Annotated in this window: 12 protein-coding genes; 7 read left to right on the top strand and 5 right to left on the bottom strand. The window is 69.9% G+C overall.

What is annotated here, in order from left to right; genetic code table 11:
- Positions 1–69 precede the first annotated feature (69 nt).
- From J7E91_RS16510 to J7E91_RS16495, 5 genes are all read left to right on the top strand, one after another.
- Positions 70–216: a hypothetical protein gene (locus J7E91_RS16510; RefSeq protein ID WP_214904646.1), complete on the top strand. Its 147-nt coding sequence runs from the start codon at positions 70–72 to the stop codon at positions 214–216.
- Between the two features lie 97 nt (positions 217–313).
- A complete protein-coding gene (locus J7E91_RS36025) occupies positions 314–514 on the top strand; it encodes a hypothetical protein (protein WP_251015770.1) in 201 nt (66 codons plus the stop codon).
- Between the two features lie 99 nt (positions 515–613).
- Complete coding sequence (locus J7E91_RS36020) at positions 614–874, top strand: hypothetical protein (RefSeq protein WP_251015769.1); 261 nt, start codon at positions 614–616, stop codon at positions 872–874.
- 384 nt (positions 875–1,258) lie between these two features.
- Positions 1,259–2,080, top strand: a complete 822-nt coding sequence (locus J7E91_RS16500; protein WP_214904643.1) for a hypothetical protein — start codon at positions 1,259–1,261, stop codon at positions 2,078–2,080.
- An 83-nt stretch (positions 2,081–2,163) separates the two neighbouring features.
- Complete coding sequence (locus J7E91_RS16495; RefSeq protein ID WP_308376648.1) at positions 2,164–4,521, top strand: Helicase associated domain protein; 2,358 nt, start codon at positions 2,164–2,166, stop codon at positions 4,519–4,521.
- 31 nt (positions 4,522–4,552) lie between these two features.
- Here the strand turns inward: J7E91_RS16495 and J7E91_RS16490 are convergent, their stop codons facing one another.
- Complete coding sequence (locus tag J7E91_RS16490; RefSeq protein ID WP_214904640.1) at positions 4,553–5,935, bottom strand: helix-turn-helix domain-containing protein; 1,383 nt, start codon at positions 5,933–5,935, stop codon at positions 4,553–4,555.
- 278 nt (positions 5,936–6,213) lie between these two features.
- Here J7E91_RS16490 and J7E91_RS16485 point away from each other — a divergent pair, with 278 nt between their 5' ends.
- Entirely contained in the window at positions 6,214–7,023 is an 810-nt protein-coding gene (locus J7E91_RS16485; RefSeq protein WP_214904637.1) for a 3'-5' exonuclease, read from the top strand.
- Here the strand turns inward: J7E91_RS16485 and J7E91_RS16480 are convergent.
- The 4 genes from J7E91_RS16480 to J7E91_RS16465 are packed head-to-tail and all read right to left on the bottom strand — an operon-like array spanning position 6,995 to position 15,325.
- The gene (locus J7E91_RS16480) at positions 6,995–8,344 is read right to left on the bottom strand and encodes a DUF2399 domain-containing protein (RefSeq protein ID WP_214904635.1); all 1,350 of its coding nucleotides are present in this window, start codon (positions 8,342–8,344) and stop codon (positions 6,995–6,997) included. The genes J7E91_RS16485 and J7E91_RS16480 overlap by 29 nt on opposite strands.
- Complete coding sequence (locus J7E91_RS37030; protein ID WP_214904632.1) at positions 8,341–12,525, bottom strand: SbcC/MukB-like Walker B domain-containing protein; 4,185 nt, start codon at positions 12,523–12,525, stop codon at positions 8,341–8,343. Before J7E91_RS37030 ends, J7E91_RS16480 begins: the two co-directional genes overlap by 4 nt.
- A gap of 5 nt (positions 12,526–12,530) precedes the next feature.
- A complete protein-coding gene (locus J7E91_RS16470) occupies positions 12,531–13,772 on the bottom strand; it encodes a DUF2398 family protein (protein ID WP_214904628.1) in 1,242 nt (413 codons plus the stop codon).
- Positions 13,769–15,325 (bottom strand): DUF2397 family protein, encoded by a 1,557-nt coding sequence (locus J7E91_RS16465; protein ID WP_214904625.1) that lies wholly within the window; start codon positions 15,323–15,325, stop codon positions 13,769–13,771. The genes J7E91_RS16470 and J7E91_RS16465 overlap by 4 nt, the downstream gene beginning before the upstream one ends.
- 629 nt (positions 15,326–15,954) lie before the next feature.
- Here J7E91_RS16465 and J7E91_RS16460 point away from each other — a divergent pair.
- The gene (locus J7E91_RS16460; RefSeq protein WP_308376645.1) at positions 15,955–16,392 is read left to right on the top strand and encodes a hypothetical protein; all 438 of its coding nucleotides are present in this window, start codon (positions 15,955–15,957) and stop codon (positions 16,390–16,392) included.
- Positions 16,393–16,892: the final 500 nt, after the last annotated feature.

Here is a 16,892-nt window from a genome sequence, read left to right as displayed (position 1 = left end):
CGTTGGACAGACCCCCTCCTGCAAGAGGTTGCTGACGGTTTCGCTCATCCGGATGAACCCCGGCGCACGGTGCGAGCCCAGCTGACCGCGGCGGTTGAGGACCTGAGGGCGGCCGCCCGGCTCGGCGGCCTGCTTCCCGTCGTGACCCTGTGGCACCTGCACCGTGCCGTGGAGCAGGAACGTGCCGCGCGTGAGCGCCTGGCCCTCGTCGTGTAGGGGACAGCATGAGACAGACGCCTGCGCCGTGGCGGCCGACGAGCCCGGTTCCTCTCGTCAGCGACGGCGGGGCCAGCGACGCCCCTACGATGTGACGATGCGAAATACGAAGGCGTTCAAGGATGCGGTCGCGCAGACGCTCGCCGAACTGGCAAGGCGTGGCGTGACCCTTGGACCCGCGACGGTGGCGGACACCATCGAGCAGAGCATGAGCACCGTGGCGGATCGGCTCGGCATCCAGGTGCGCTCGGCCTGGCGGTACTTCGACGCCGCCGCGCTCGCCGACCGTCTTGCGTAGACTGATCGCGACGTCCAGGACAGCGGCGACCCGGAACACGTCGGGCAGGCCCCTCTGCCGCCGCTGGACAATCCGGAGCTGGCGCTGATCCTCGCCGGCGTGCCGGACGCCCTGGCCCGAAGCGGCGGCGACCTGTACGCCGTCATCCTCAACGTCGCGGTGAACGCCTGGATGGCCGGCCACATTCACGGCGAAGACGGCTGCGCCGGCTGCGAAGGCAGCCGCGACGCAGGAGGCCACGACTGGCAGGCGCGCATGCGCATGATCGCCGAACTGCAGCCGAACATCACCAAGTGGTTCGACCGGGACGTCTGGACCGCCGCACTCAACGACAGCGGCTTCACCGTCACCCACCGCTGACGAACCCCGCTCGCCTTCGGGGTGCTGGAACCCCGCGTTCAGTGCTCGCCGGGGCGGCCAGCGCGCATCTTCTATCTCAGTCTGTGGCGCCTGGCGACGGCCGTGACCAGCACCGGATCCGAGAAAGCCGTCCTGGTCGAGGCGGGGAGAGAACGGACTCAAGGGTCGGACGTGCGTGCAGGTCCCCCAGGGCCGAACGCATGCCCTGCGCGGCGTGCATCCCCCAGACAGCCCGACAAATCTGGCAGGTTCAGCGCGTAGCCAAGCCGGGTAAAGGCGGCGCTTATGGACGTGAGGCCGAGGTGGTGGAAGCACACGGACAAGTGGGTGCAACGTGTGTCTCTTTGGTGCTGGAGCCTAGCTGCTGTTGCTCTGTTCATCGGCGTGTACGGCGAGCTTCAGTGCTGGTGGGGCAACTGGCCCCTCGGTACCAACCTGCTCTCCAGTCTCGTCGCTTTCCTTGTCGGAGTACCGGTCGCACTGATCTTCCTGTCTCGCCTCGCTTCCCGGCAGGCGCAGACGATGGCCCGCACAGTGGCCCTGAAACAGGTGCCGGCAGCGGTCAACCTGTTTACCGAAGCGTTGCTGCGCAGATTCGTTGCGGAGACCCCCGACGCGGCGCGCAGCAGTCTGCACGCATTGCAAACCGCGTGTAAGGCCTTGCGCCACGCGGCGTCTCAGCCGAACGTCCACAGGGTGCCACCGTCGAGTCACCTGGCGGCCGAAGTCAAAGCGATCAACCGAGCTCTGGAGCAGACCCTTGACGTTGAGGTACGAGGATCGCAGCAGAAGCAGTGGTTCGCCGAACTCAGGGCGTACTGGCGACAAGTGGAAGTCGTGCTCGGGCCATACCTCTACGACTCCGGCCTGAGGCCGGAACAGCCGGTGCGGATTCAAGAAGCCCTGACGAATCTGACGGCCGAGAGCCCGACGCCGTTCATGCGCATGACGGCAGGCTCCACGGCACCGGACCGCCTGCGAGCACGGGCTTCGGCGATCCTCACGGGCGCTGAGGCTCTGCTCTACCTGCTCGATCAGGTGGACGACTTGAATGCATTGGGCAGCGATCAGCTTGAGCGACCGCACCGGGGCGTAGAGCGTTCTGACATCCGGCAGAGCCCGGAACACCCTGGCGCCCTGGGCGAGGGTGGCCCTGCCGCGTTCGGCCGCGGCGGGCCCAGGCGGTGGGTGATGATGGGCCGGTGAGTACCGCCGCTGCCGACGTTTCTGTGTCCCATGTGCCCGCGTGGCCTTTGTTCTCTGATCAGGTGCGGGGGCGGGATGCGGCGGTGCGTCATCTGCGCCGTCCCGGTACCCGGGCGCAGTACATCTCGGCGACGGGCACGGGCAAGACCCTGGTCGCGATCCGGATCGCTCTCGCGCTCCAGGCACGGTTGACGCTGGTCGTGGTGCCGACCCTCGACCTGGCCGCGCAGACCGCTCTGGCATGGCGGCGCGACGGCTACATGCGCCACATGATCATCGTGTCCTCGATGGACACCGCCGGCCACGAGGCGCTCGCGGCCGCACAGGTCGGCTCGACCAGCAGCCCCGAAGCCCTGGCCGCTCTACTGTCGGTGGTAGGGGAGGGGCCGGGTGAGATCCCGTTTCTGACGGTGATCTGCACGTACGACTCCCTCGTCAAGATTCGCGATGCCCAGCACGCCGGCCGGGCGGTGCCGGGGTTCGACCTGGCGGTGATGGACGAGGCGCACCGGATCGCGGGGCGGGCGGAGAAGAAGTGGACGCTCATCAACGCCCAGGCGGCCATCCGCTGCGATCGCCGCCTGTTCATGACCGCGACCCCGCGCAGCTTCGGTGCACCCGAGCTGTCGGAGTCCGCAAGCCTGATCCGCCCGCGCCGCCGCCGCGGCGCCCCCGACACGGACGCGGACGCGTTCGCCAACTCGATGTCGAACCACGCCGTCTACGGCCCCGTCGTCCACGACTACCCGCTCGCGACCGCCATCGCCGACGGGCGGGCAGCCGACTACCGCATCGTGGTACCCACCATCAGCGACGACGACCTGCGCACCCAGCTCAACCTGACCGCCCCCGCCAACACCGGCAGCACCGGCGGCGACGTCGGCCACTCGGCGCCCGATGGCGCACTGCGCACCACGGCCCTGCATCTGGCGGTCCTCAAAGCCATGGCCCAGCACGGCCTGCGGCGGGTGCTGGTGTACTTCCACCTCGTCGAGGACGCCAAGAGGTTCACCCGCGAACTCGGCCACACCCTGCGCCTGCTGCGCCGCACCGCCCCCGACCTGGTTCCCGACCTGGAACCCGAGCTGTTCTTCGTCCACGGCGAGCACACCCCCGACCAGCGCGCCGGAATCTTCGCCGACTTCGCCGCCGCCCAGTGCGCGATCATGACCAACGCCAAGCTCATCTCGGAAGGCGTCGACATCCCCAGCGTGGACGCGATCGTCTTCGCCGACCCCACCCGCAGCATCGTCCGCTGCGTCCAGGCCCTCGGCCGCGCCCTCAGGATCGACGTCTCCGGCAAGACCGCCAGTCTGGTCGTGCCCGCGTACGTCCCCTCGGGAGCAGACCCTTCAGACATTCTCGGCACCGCGTACGAGCCGGTCTGGGCGATCACCACGGCGCTGGCCAGCCATGACCACCGGATCGTGGAGCGTCTGCCGAACAAGGCGAACCGGCTGCCGCGCGAGACGAGCGCGCTGGTGATGAAGCGCTGGCACTTCGACTTCACCGTCCACCCCGAACGCGTCGCCCGCGCGATGGATTTGATCGCCTTCAACCCCCGCGGCCCCCTGACCCGCACCCGCCGCGAAGGTCTCACCTCTGCCCAGGCGTTCCACGACACCTACGGCCACCTCGACGTGCCCGCCGACTACACCGACCCCGTCGGCTTCGAACTCGGCCGCTTCATCACCACCATGCGCGACGCCGCGACCACCGGCCGCCTCGAACCGGACTTCACCGCCGAACTCGACGCCCTGGACATGATCTGGGACAAGCACGACGCCGCCTGGCGCGCCCGGCTGACCACGGCCGCCGACTACCACCAGGCGCACGGCCACCTCGCCGCTCCCGCCACCACCCCCCTCGGCGCATGGCTCGCCGAACAACGCTCCCTCGCCACCCGCGGCCAACTCGATCCCGCCCGCGCCGCCGACCTCACGGCGATCGACCCCGACTGGCAGCTGCCGTACGGCCCGGACTGGCACCGCAAGTACCACCTCCTGCGCGCCCACCTGGCCGCCGGACACGATCTCACCAAGCTCCACCACGACACGGTGCTCGGCGCGGTGAAGATCGGCAGCTGGCTACGGCGCCAGCTCACCCGCTACAGCACCCTGCACCCCACCCAGCAACAGCTCCTCGCCCGCCTCCACCTCACCCCCGACAGCAACCCGCTGACCACACCCACCCGCACCCGCCGCAGGTTCCAGGAGATGGTCCAGCTCCTTGAGCTGTTCCTCCACCGTGAGCAGCGCGCACCAGCCGGACGCGAGGAGATCATTGTCGACGGCGAGAAGGTCCGCCTCGGCGCATGGCTCGCGAAAACCCGCACGAAGCAACGTGCCGGGCAGCTTCCCACCGAGCACGCACAGCTCATCGCCTCACTCTTCGACGGCGACTGGCTGCACGAAGGCGTGACACCGGCAGTGAGCGCGTGACAGTCCGCAGGACCGCAGCCCTGCCCGATAGTCAGCTCACCGGTCGGTTCAGGGCCACGCCCTGCTGATCCGCCCAGTTGGTGATGGCCGCCCGCAAGCTCTGGCCCCAGGCTGCGAGGCGGATTTCCCCTTGCCCTGTGACGGGTGCGGCTTCAGCAATCCCGAAGGCATGGAAGAGCTGGTCGGTGAGGAGCGACCCGGTCTGCACGAGACCGGTGCCGGTGTCCGCGAGGTCGTCCAGCAGGGCGCTGGCCTCCGCCTGGGCACTTCCACACGGGAATTCGCTCGGAGGAAAGGGCCTCTCTTGCTGCAGTAGCAGCGGACAGGCGGGGTCGGGGCGCGTCTGTCCGGGGCGGGAGTAGGGCTCCGGCGGCGCGTAGGGGTGGGAGTACATGCAGTCAACCAGGTCGACCTCGATGCTCACTGTGCCGGTGGCCCCGCACCGGTCCCGTGCGTGCGCCCCGAGAAGCGCCAGGGCGGACAGCAGCCGGTGCACGAGCACGTCCGCCCGCAGGACACGCAGGCGCTCATCCGGCTCGTCGTCATCGAACACGGACGGCAGGGGCTGTGCCCAGATGCCGGATCCGTCGGTGTACAGGTGCGCCAGGTCGCTGCGTGAGCGGGCTTGCGGATAGTGCAGCATCAACCCCCCGGCTTGGACGTTTACCGCCTTGAACGGTCGGGTGTCCTGTCCGAGAAGCGGCTGCGCCTGACGCAGCGCCGGTTGGTAAGCGGCGAATGTCTGCTGGGTGATGCGCATGTCGCCGGGGACGTGCGGTACGAGCGTGGTTAGGAGGTGGGGCAGGTTGCGGTCGGTCTCCTGCGCGACCAGTTCCTGCTGGATCTCCTTCATCCGGCTTCGCCGGTCGGCCAGGGCGGTGAAACGCTGCTGATAGGCGGTGGCGACGTATGTCTCTGTCAGCCAGTCGGTTTGGCTGCCGCTGCGCCGGGGGTAGCGCAGTGCGCCGGTGGTGCCTTTCGCCAAGGTGATGGCGTGCGGTGCCTGTGGGCTGCGCGGCACTGCGATGATCAGAAACCCGTGGCCGGGCCTGTCCGGGTTCTCCTTCATCATGTGGTGCCAGCGGACCATGGGGGCAGTCGAGGAGGCGATGCGCTGATGCAGGTCACGCAAGTGAGCGTCGTCGAGCGGGACGTCGAACACCTTGGACGGGACGCCGCGGTTCTCGGCCATGCCGATGATGAGCACGCCGCCCAGGTGATTGGCAAAGGCAGCGACGTCCTTGGCCAGCTCCTCGCGGCTCTTGTCCTCGCCCGTGTAGTGCGCCTGCTTGTAGTCCAGGTCTTCGGCTTCGGCCGCGTCGATATTGCCGACGAGTCTGGCGATGTCGCCGTAGGTAATGGCGTCCAGCGTGCCGCCGAGTAGTTCTTCCAGGCGGCGTGAGCGGAAGGTCATGCACCAACACGGTAGTGCTTGCCTCGTACTCTGCCCAGGGCCGTGGGGCGCGGCGCCTGCTCAGGCACGGTGAAAGCGTGATACCGCGGCGTGTCTTGCGATCGGTCGGGCGGCAGGGCGAGATGCCGTCTGACGATGGATCCATGGAGTGCCCAGCGCATCAGCGCGAGCTGTCCGTGCCCTTGGCCTTAGCGCCGCAAAGGGCTTGCCTGTGCGGACGCAGGTGTGCCGGCGGACCGGCGGACTGGGGGGATGCTTTCAGTCGTCGTGTCGATGGCGTGGCTGTGCACTTCGTGCGGCCCGTTGACACCGAGCGGCCCTGCTGGGTGGCGTACGAGGGTGGCCGTTACCTCGGCGCACTGCACGCCCGCACTGACGGCGACGGCCTGTGGCACGTCCAGACCCTGGGCGAACAGCATGCGCACCTCGACGACGCGGTCCGGGTCCTGCGCAGACCGCCGTCGTGGCCGTCCGCCCGGGCACGCGCGGCCCGCTGGGCCGAGAACGTGCTGAACGATCCCGACGTGTTGCTGGTCGACGTCCAGACCACAGGCCTGGGTGAAGCCTGGGCCGTCCAGGTCGCCGCTGTCGACGGCACCGGCCGCACCCTGCTCAATGAACTGCTCAACCCCCTTGCCCCGATCGCTCGCTCGGCGAGTGAGCTGCATGGCATCACCGCCGCGCACCTCACCCGCTCACCCCGCTTCGCCGACCTGCTCCCACAGCTGTCGGGTGTCGTGGCCGGGCGCCGCTGTGTCGCCTACAACGCGCGCTTCGACCGCGGCGTTATCGCTCGGGAATTGCTGCGCCATCACGACGATGCCTCGCGGGTGCGGGCGTGGCTGGGACGAAGCCGCTGGGAGGATGCGATGGGGCCCGCCGCGGTGGCGATAGGGCTGTGGTCGGCTGACCGCCTGCGGTACCGCAACCAGCGCTTGGGCGGTCCCTACGACGCGGCGGGGAAATGCCGCGCCCTGCTGCGGTGCCTGCACCACCTCGCCGGGCTGGCAGAGCCAGCGGCTCGAGTCTGCCGACCGGAAAAGGAGCCCGGCTTTGTCATCAGGCTTGCACGACCGTGGTGGGGCTAGTGGCCGGCGGGTTGGTGGCCGGGTGGCCATGGCGGAGATCGGTGAGGAGCTGGTCGATGAAGGCTTCTTCGTAGGCGGGCCGGCCGTGGGCGCGTATGGCGGCGACGAGCGTGGGATCCCAGGGCGTGTCACCGAGACGGTCGATGTCGAGTGCGCCTGGCTCGAACGGCGTTGGGTGCAGGGCCGTGACGTAGTCGGCGGCCGTCATACCCCACACCTGCGCCTCGGGAACCGTGCGCAGGACGGCCCGTACGAGGGCAAGGCCGGCGCAGTCGAAGTCGGCGCGCACCGCGATGCGCCACCCGCTGGCCGCAAGGCGTGCGATGGCGTCGATTTCGACCGCAGAGGGAGTTCCGATGGTGCACAGGAGCCGCACGCTGCCTGGGGGGCAGTCCAGGGCCGCGGCCGCGACGGAGGGATTCTCGGAGATGAACACGTAGGGGTTGTCGCTGTTGCGCGGGCCGGGCCACAGGGCATGGCGCAAGACCCACGGGGTGAGAACGATCGGCTGCCTTGGGGGAATGTGCCAGCCTTCGGGATGGACGCCCAGGGTGAGCAGTCCGCCGGTGAAGGCGTCGAGGTCGATGCCGAGCCGGGCCCAGGCCTCGCGGGCAGGAGCTCCGGCGTCCGTGCGGCCTGCGGCAGTGGCCTCGGCGATGACCAGGCACGCGAGGTCTGATCCCGGATCCAGGGTGTGGGGGTTGCCGGTGGCCGCGTGGGCCAGGACCCGGCGGTCGGCCCGGTCTGAGGCGGGCAGGCGCTGCAGGACGGCGAAGCAGGCGTTCAACAGCCTCTCGGGGTGGGGATGCTGCATGATGCGGGCGAGTGTGCCGCGCCGGCGCAGGCTGTCCCACCCGGCTTCGTCCGGCCGCACTGGTGCGGTGGGGGGCAGGGCGCGGGACAGCCGTGCACGAAGGTGCTGCAGTGAGGCGAGGCGGGCGGCGAGCTGGGCCTTGTCGGCCGCGTTCTGCGCCAGTGGCCGCCCGGCAGCGTGCGCGGCGACAGCGCCTGGTGTCAGGCCCGGACCGCGCCGGCGCAGAGCGAGGGTGAGCTGGTGCAGGTCGATGCGCCTGCTGACGCCGGCAGGCCAGGCCCGCGGCGCCAGCAGGCCGACCACGGCGGCTCGCTGCGCGGGGGAGTGCGGGGTGGTGATCGTGATGGTGCCGCTGTCCATGACGGCGTTGCCGCGCTGGTCGGCCCGCGCGGCGATTGGCTCCCACAGCCATCGCACGTCGGCTTCCAGCAGGGGCGTGAGGTCGGCGGTCCGGCATGCCCCGTTGTGACAGAGCTGGTCGGGACATGCGGCCGGGTTGCCGCTCATGACCGGCCTGCCAATGACTGGGCCGCGGCTCCGGGCACGATCGGTGGGGCGTGGTCGGTGGCGTGCTGGAGGTGGGGGCTGTAGACGCGGATGGGAAAGGCGATGACGGTGTTCTCCGGCGCCGGTTCGAGTTCGAAGATGTCGATGCCGTCCCAGGCGCCGGGGGAGCCGTCCCAGTTGTGGCTGGTGCTCATCAGGTCCAGGTCGAGGCTGGCGATGTAGGCGGCGATGCCGTCTCTGCCATGGTCGTCCACGTCACCCGGTACTTCGTCCAGGGCGCACAGGCGCGCCGCGTGCGGGGGCACGTCGCGGTATTCGGCGGCCAGAGCGGCGAGCATCGGTGCGAGGACGATCAGCCGGCTCTCGCCCTTGGAGACGGTCACGTCGCGAGCACCCCAGCGTTCTCGTTTCGTCGTGTGCGGACGGGTGATCATGTACTTGACCGTGACCCAGGTGGTGATGTCGATGGCTTCGGCCAGCCGGTCGGCCCGCCTGGAGCCGGGGCTGCCGGGATCGCCGATGGTGTCCTGCTCTCCGAGCCGCATCACGGCCAGGAGTTCCTGGCCGATGCGGAGGTGCTGCTCGGGTGTGCGGTCGGCGTTGCCGACCTTGCACGTCAGGTGGTGGATGGTGGCGATCGAGGGGGTCAGGTCACGGCGCAGGGCAAGCTCGATCTGCACGCCGACACCGGACGAGGCTGTCGTCAGCTTCATCTGGTCGTTGACGTTGTCGACCCAGTCCTGAAGATCGACCCAGGCGGTGCTGATCGCGGTGGGGATCTGTCCGAGGACGAAGTTCTCCAGGGCGTCCTCGTCCGCCTCGTTGTAGACCTTCAGCGCCTCTGTCTGGCGTGCCGCTGCGATCTGGGCGGCTACAGGCGGGGACATGCGCCTGCCGCCCAGGGACAGCAGGTGGGTGGGCATCGTGCCGGGCGCCGGGCCGTGCCCCAGACTCCAGTCCTCACCCGGTGCCGCGGCCAGGTGATGGCGCAGGGCATCGGCGCTCGCATCAATACCGGCACGCGGCCGGGGAACGGCAGCCAGCCGGGCACGCAGCTGCCCGAGCCAGGCCACGACGTCACCGTCATCAGCCGCACCGTGCTGCTGCGGCCAGTCGAGGGCCTCGTTCAGGCCCTCAAGCGCGAAGCACTGGTTCACGGCCTCAAGGGATGTCTCAGCCCGGGGCCTGCTCTCGTGCAGACGCCGCACAGCGCCGGCCTTCGTCTGTTGCGCCACGGCCGCGGACGTATGCGCCTCGCCCAGTCGTTTACTGGCCTCCACCAGGCGCTGTTTCACTTCCGCGTGAGCGGCACGGGCCGCAACCGCCTCTTGCACGAGGGCCAGTTCGTCCATGCCGCTTCGCTGCTGGCACGCCTCCCAAGCGGCCAGCGCGTCGCTGAGCTGCCGGTAACTGGCCAGGGCGGCACCGGCGCTGCGTTCCGCGTGCTGCTGCGCTTGGGCGGCCTGCTGCGCCGCCCGTTCGACATCGTGGAGCAGGCTGGTCGTCCGGCGCATCTCGTCGGCGGCCCCGCCCAGACGGTCGGCTCGCCGGGCGGCTTCCTCGGCTTCGGCCCGGACCAGAACCAGGGTGTCGGGCAGACCGTACGCGGCGGCCTGCTCACGCCACTGCGCCCGCACGCTGCGGAACTGTCCTTCCTTCTCCTGCGCCATCCTGTCCTGTGCGGACGCGTGGGCTCGGGCATCCTGCTCGGACGCCGCACTCTCGGCGCGTGCGGCCTCCGCGTCCGACGCCGCTCTCGCCAGTTCATGAGGGAACTGATCGGCAAGCGCCTCCAGGAGCGCCGCATGCTGCACGAACCGGCCGGAGGCCCGCGCATACCCGGCCGCTCTCTGCTCGAAGCGGTCACATTCCCGCTGGGCGGCCACGGCCGCGCGCCGGGCTGCCGCGCGCCGGGCGTCCACCCCGACGTGCGAGGACGCGGGGGCCTTGCCGGGTGCGGCCTCCGGCGGCCGGCCGACGAGAGGACCGGCGCGGTAGGTGCCGTCGGCGCCGATCATCAGATCCGCCCGACTGCCGGTGTCCGTCTCGGCGGCGGTGGACGCGTACCCGATCCGTCCCAAGACCGCCTGGGCCACGCCGCCGAGGGGATGGCCGGGGACCACCGTGAGGACGGCGGCGAGGCTGTCCTGCTCGGGCAGTTGTGGCCCGTGCGGCTGTACCAGCCAGCCGCTGTGGCCGGCCACACCCAACGGTGTCAGCTCGGCCGACAGCAGTCCGGTGGCGGCCATGGCCGCTTCCACCGCGTTCCTGGACGGCCCGGCCGCAAGGGCGTCGGGGCGCCAGTCGACGGCCACGGCGAATGCCTTGCTCTCATCCACTGTCTCCGCCCATACCGGTCCGGGCAGCGCCGGCAACTTCCCGCCAGCCCACGCCCTTGCGCACTCGGCCGCCTCCGCGGCGGCCGTACGGGCTGTGGCAGCCGCCTGCCGGTAGTGCTCGGCGCGTTCGCGGGCGCGGCCGGCCGAGGTAGCCGCACCGGCTGTCACGCGTTTGCTGAGGGCAGCGGCGTCACGGACCGGACCGGTGAACTCCTCGCCCTCCAGCCATGTGCGGGCCCTGGCTACCACGGCGGGCAGGTCGAAGCCGGGCGCGCGCATTCCAGCCTGGGCCTTCAACGCCCACTGCTGTACCGCATCGGACAGAGCGATCACCTGCGCGCGCACGTGGTCGGACGCGGCCTGGTGCCGCACCCGGGCCGTCTCCGCCTGTCCGGCGGCGGCGTCCGCCTGTGCCCGTGCCTCTCTGCCCCCTTGCTGCGCCGCCTCTACACCTTGGTGGGCGACGACGAGCAGCTGCGCCTCCTCGCTGCGCTGATGCTGCCGGTGCCGCGCCTCCTCCAAGCACGCGACCGTCTCCTCCACCGCGGCGGGATCGATATGGGCGGTGACCTGGGCGAGCGGACCGAAGCGCCGCTTACCGATCGTCAAAGGCGTTTCCTCGACGCGCTCCAGCCTGACCGGAGTGATGATCGGGATCGGCATACCGGCCTCTGCGCAGGTGCGGGCCACGGAGTCCACCACACCGCGCACACCCGCCACGGCCGCTTCCAGCCGTTCGACGCCGGCTGCCGCTGCCTTGCGGTGGACCTCCACCAGCTCTTCGGCCTGACGGTGGGCCGTAGTACACAGATCGGCCTTCTCACGGGCACGGGCCACATCGCTGGAAGCCGCATCCCGCTCCAGCGCGTCCGCACGCGAGCGCTTCTGCTGTACCACGACCTCAAGATCGGCCACCACAGCCGCCAGCTCCGTGTACGACTGCGCCCATGTCCGGGCGTGCGCCTCAGCCTCCTGCGCCTCACCTTGCGCGCCGCGCTGGGCCGTGGTGCGCTCCAGGGCGTCGTCGACGATTCCCAGCATGCTGTGCGCGCAGGCGTGCAGCCAGGCCGCCGAGAGGTCTTCGAGCAGCGCGGCGGTCTTCTCCGCCTGCACGTACCGCGAGCGGGTGGCCTCCGCGGCAGCCAGGGCCTCCTGCGTCACGCGCAAGACCTCAGGACTGACCCTCGGCAGTACACCCCGCAGCTCATGCTCGGCCTGTGCGGAGCTCAGCTCGCCCAGCAGACCGGGGTTGCGGACCTTCTTGATGCGCCGGACGAGCTGGCGGAGCTTGTTGGGGGCGCAGCCGAAGACGTGCTCGGCCAGATCCGTGACGTAGTCGTCCAGGCGGTCGAAGACCACGCCGCCGCGATCCGTGACGTACTGGGTGAACTCCTCGAGGCTGAGCACGCTCAGGTCGTCCCGGTCCGAGCCGGGCACGATGGGCATCCGGAATCCCGCGCGCTCCACCGGCGGCGTGGTGCCCTGGGTGTATGCCAGGCGCAGCCCGTAGTGCACGGCCTGCTTGTCGGCTTCGGGCCCGGCCTTGGGGGGAGCGAAGCTGAGCCACAGGTACCCCACCCTGCGGCGGCCGGTGCTGCCGCCCTTCATCAACGACTCCAGGGTGGTGCTGCGGTTCTTCCCGGAACTCAGGCTCTGCGCGGTGGGATCCAGCAGGTGGGGGCACAGCATTTCCAGCAGGGTCGTCTTGCCGGAGCCGTTGGTGGCGGTGACCAGCCACCGGCCCGAGGGACAGTCGAAGACCTCCCGGGGAAAGTGCCAGACGTTCTCCACCCCCGCACCGATCAGGTGCCAGCGTGTGGCCCACCGGTCAGGAACACTCACCAGTTTCATCGTGCCTCCGTTTCAGCGCCGGGTGCGGGGACGACGAGCTGCCGCTCCTCGGGGACAACCGTCCAGCGGGCTGTCGCGGGCGACAGCCACCACCAGTCCTCGAAGCCTTCACTGACGCGCAGCAGGTCGGCTCGTTGCAGCAGAGCCCGGACCTCTTCGGCCAGATACGCGGGCCGCCGCCGGTACTCTGCCCCCCACCGCGTGTGCCGCACGCCCATTTCACCCAGGCGGCGGACCACCTCGGACACCGATGCGCCGCACCAGCCCGGGCCAGGGGCCATGGCCCCGCCCCGCTCGCCCTCATCCGTCAGATAGTCGATGAGGAGCAAAGCGGCATGCCGGACGGTGCCTGCGCCGTTGCGCTGCCGGTGGGGAAAACGGAACGGGCCCAGCACGCGGTCATCGGCGATCTCCTCCGGCACCAGCAGGCTTGCGCCCTCCAAACGATGTTCCAGATGCAGCCCGAACACCTCGGCCACGCGCGCCCCCTCACGGGCGAGGTGCGTGCTGAACCACTGCCGCTCTTCGGCGTCCAGGTCGCAGACGTGAACGACCGCCTGGCCGGCGAGCATGCCGCACACCCGCACCGCCACATCGTCAGGCCGCCGAAGCGACCGCAGCCATCCCTGCGGATCCCGGCCCGGGTCACAGGTCCACTGCCCCTCCTCGTCCAGCGGGACACTGCGAGGCAGCAGGTGCAGCAGGCGGGCATGGTGGATCCGCAGCAGCACCGGCGGGTCCAGCTCACCATCCATCAGATCCTCGACCCGCCCCTCGAGTTCCGTCAGCACCCCCCGCTCGCACAGCATCCGCAGCCCGGCCACCAGCGCCCGCAGCTCCGTCCTCGTCTGTGTCACCGCGATCTCCGCCTCGGCAGCCGCAGTACGGGCCGCGCTCACCACCTGCCCGAGCGAAGCCTTGGGAGGAAGGCTTTCCAGCACCGCAGCCGTCAGCCAGAACCACGTCCCCTCTGGTGCGGAACCTTCGGGCATCGGGCCCAACGGTTCCACCGGCGTGTGCACGCGCACCAGATCCGGCTCCACCGTCAACGCGCAGCCCACCGAGGCCAGTGCCGAGCGCACCGCCGGAAGGTAGCGGTGGACCGCCTCGATCACCTCGTCGTCCCGGCCGCCGACCAGCCACGTGCCCGCCCTCAGCCTGCGGGCCAGCGACGCGACGGCCTCCTGCTCCTCCTCCAGCGACTGCCAGCCGGCCGCCCCCGCGAGTACCCCGGTCACCGGGCGGCCTCGACCAGCACGGCTACGTCCGCCTGAACGGCCTGCCGCCCGCCCGGGACCCGCCCGCCCCTGAGCGCCGGTCCCGGCGGATGAAAACCAATCCGTCTGCCGGGCACCAGCACCGACCACCGCACACCCTCGACCCGCCCGACCGTCCCTTCAGCGACGGTAAGCGCGCATCCGACCCCTTCAGCCTGACCCACCCGCCCCAACGGCCCCTCCGGCGCCCGCACAGCGGCCATGACCGCCTTCAGCGCCACCCGGCAGGCCCGCTCCGACAACGGACCACCGCCAGCCAGGATCTCCGCCACCGCGGCCCGGTGCTCGGCCTCGCGCTCCGCCCGCCGCTGCACCGCCGCAGACTCGTCGCGCATCCTGCGCCCCGTCACTCTTCCTCTGGGACCGCTCTGCCCGGTGGCACGCAGCATCGCCAGGGCCGCCACCCTCGGCCCCTCATGCCACGAGACAACCTCGCCCGCATCGGCCTCCGCGACGGTGTGCAGCTTCGTCCACGGCCGATCCGCCAGCGCCTGGCGCAACACCGCCTGCCCGTACCAGGGATCCTGACACGCCACCGCCAGCGACAGTGCCCTCCTGCGCAGTGTTCCCGGCCCCGCCACGCTCTGATGCCGCAGCAGGTTGGCGTGCAGCATCGGAATGGCCCGCACCAACTGCAGACTGAACCGCGCCGCCTTGCCGGTACCAGGCGAAAACCACCCCAGCAACTGCTCCCAGTCCGCCGCTCGCAGCCCACGCGTCGGCGCCAGCACTCCTCGCTCCACTAGAGCCCCGGCGGGAGACTGCCTGAGCCGCGCGGCCGCGAACTCGGCAAACCGCGGCCGCAGCCTTTTCAGCTCCTCATGGATGAGGACCACCGCCGCATCCAAATGCACCGCCACGTGCGTGGCGTATGCCACGATCAGCTGCTTCAGCTCTACCGTCGCCTGCGTGTTGAGGTCGAACCGGTCCGCCAGCTGCGCGAGCATGTCCGCCTGACCCACGAGCGCTGCGTCCAGGTGATCGTGCTCGACGAACACCTGACCCGCCAGCTCCGACAGCTCGGTATCGGTCGACTGATCACCATGCATGGCGGCCAGAGCCCGGTGAATCCTGGACAGCCCGTCGAGCGGGATCTCGCGCTGCACCAGCCCTTCGGCGGCCATCTCTCGCCACAAACGCTGTACCTGACGTCCTCGCGGTGTCGCGCTGTAGCGCCAGCGCGCCCCGTTCAGCTCGTGCCACCGCTCGATGTCCGAATCGGGCCGCCCCGACGCGGCGAGGAACGTCTCACTGAGCGAGCGAAGCCGCACCGTCACCACGGCGACAGGCAGCTCCGTCCCTTGCACAGCAAGCGCTGCTCGAACCTCGCCAGGTGTCAGATGGTCGACCGACTGCTCTAGAGCATCCATGATCGCCAGGTACTGTCCGCGCAGTGGACTGAGCAGGTACCCCACCACCCGCGCCGGATCTCCAGCGGCCAAGCCTGCTTCAGCCCAGCCGTCGATGATCCAGTCCGCCTCGCCCCCGCAGACCCCTGGAATTGCGGTACCCACGACCACCTCCTGACAGATGACTGAAATGTCAGAAATGACAGTAAATGCAGGCACTGACAATCAGACCTGCGGAGCCGAGCGCGCACGACGCGGCGTGGACGAGTCACCCAGTGCCGCCCGGGTGCCACCGGCTACAGGGGCATGGCCCTAATTACCCTCACTGCGCGCCCCGTTCTACGGTGGCGCGACAACCCCGCAAGCGCCGGCGATACCCGCCGAGTACGATCCCGGCCTCGAAGGGCCTGCGCGCCGCTGTCTGTGCGGGCGGTGTGATCAGCCTTAGACGTTCACACGTCCTCGGGTGAGAGATCAGGTGAGAAGCTGGTTGCCGCGTCACCCGCCACGCCGGGTGGGAAGAGGGAAAGGGCTGCCGTGCCCAGAGGGAACATGTACGTCGGAGCGTGCCACGAGCCTGTTGCGAGTCCCCGGACCCCGGCGCCTGGCAGCTGACGTCCAACTCGGGTGACTGGCCACGGCGCGCCTGGGGCAGTCCTAGGATGAGCGGCACGGCATCGCATCGACTGCCGGGCTCATCCTCCAGGGAGGCTGCTGTGACATCACCTCAGGACCCCGAGGCAGGACACCGGCCCGACTACCCTCCCAGGACCCCGCCTCCGCCGAAGAGGCCGGTGGAACCGCCTCGCCCCGAAACCCAGACCGGCGATCCCGGCGCCCAGGTCATGGCAAGGCCGCGTCTGAGGGCACGGATCGCGAACCGCCGCGCGGCGAACTGGACCTACGAAACAGCCCCCTGGTCCGCCCCGAAAGCCGGCCGGGATACGGTCGACAAGCTGCGCTCCTGGGGATACCGGCTCGGTGCCGACCATACCGCAGAGGAACTGACCCGCCGTCTGGTGACTGCGGCAGTTGAGGACGGCGGCAGCCGCATCAGCGTCCATCTCGCCGACCAGGACGACCAGGCCCTCATCCTCGTCCTCAGCCACCAATCCGGCCAGGCGCCCATCGACGATGCCCTGCTTACGCAGATCGCGGCCCTCGGGGTGGTCTCGTGCGGGGCGGATACCAACCAGGACGGCCGCCGCCGCTGGGCACTGCTGAAGATGTAGCCCAAACTCAGCCGCCCCGCCAAGGCCACCGAAGCTAAATCCGGATTCACCTAAACTTTTCGCGAAGGAAGCACCGCCACAGCACGCAACTTCGGGCGCAGCGTACGGATGAGGCACTACCTGCTGAGTGTAGATTTTATCCGCACCTATTGCTGATTGCATCGGGCTGATATCAGGACGAAGCGGCCACCTAGCAGCGCTGACTGAGCCTCACAGCTCAAAAGCCCCAGCGGAGCAACCCCCTGACACCTAGCCAGCCGACCCGCGTCAGCGGGCCCTTGCACGGCCTGAAGGCGAAGCCGGAAGGGCCCGCAGGCAGGGGAGCGCAGCGGACCTGCCCACGATCCGCAACGCGGATCGTTTCACTGGCAGTTGAAGCGAAGCGGAGACTGCCCTGGGCCACGCAACGCGTGGCCACCGCTCCGCAAACGCGGAGCGGTTCAACTCGCCGCGAAGCGGCGAGTATTCGCTGTTAGATCGCGCAGCGATCTATTACCCGC

This window comes from Streptomyces sp. ISL-99 (assembly GCF_018614005.1).
In the GTDB taxonomy this organism is placed as follows: Bacteria; Actinomycetota; Actinomycetes; order Streptomycetales; family Streptomycetaceae; genus Streptomyces; species Streptomyces flavidovirens.
Note: the sequence above shows the minus strand (reverse complement) of the source record. Positions and strands in the feature narration are given on the sequence as shown.

Coding starts and splice junctions, on each gene's coding strand:
- J7E91_RS36025 (WP_251015770.1), top strand. CDS start 314: ATGCGAAATACGAAGGCGTTCAAGGATGCGGTCGCGCAGACGCTCGCC.
- J7E91_RS16490 (WP_214904640.1), bottom strand. CDS start 5,935: ATGACCTTCCGCTCACGCCGCCTGGAAGAACTACTCGGCGGCACGCTG.
- J7E91_RS16480 (WP_214904635.1), bottom strand. CDS start 8,344: ATGAGCGGCAACCCGGCCGCATGTCCCGACCAGCTCTGTCACAACGGG.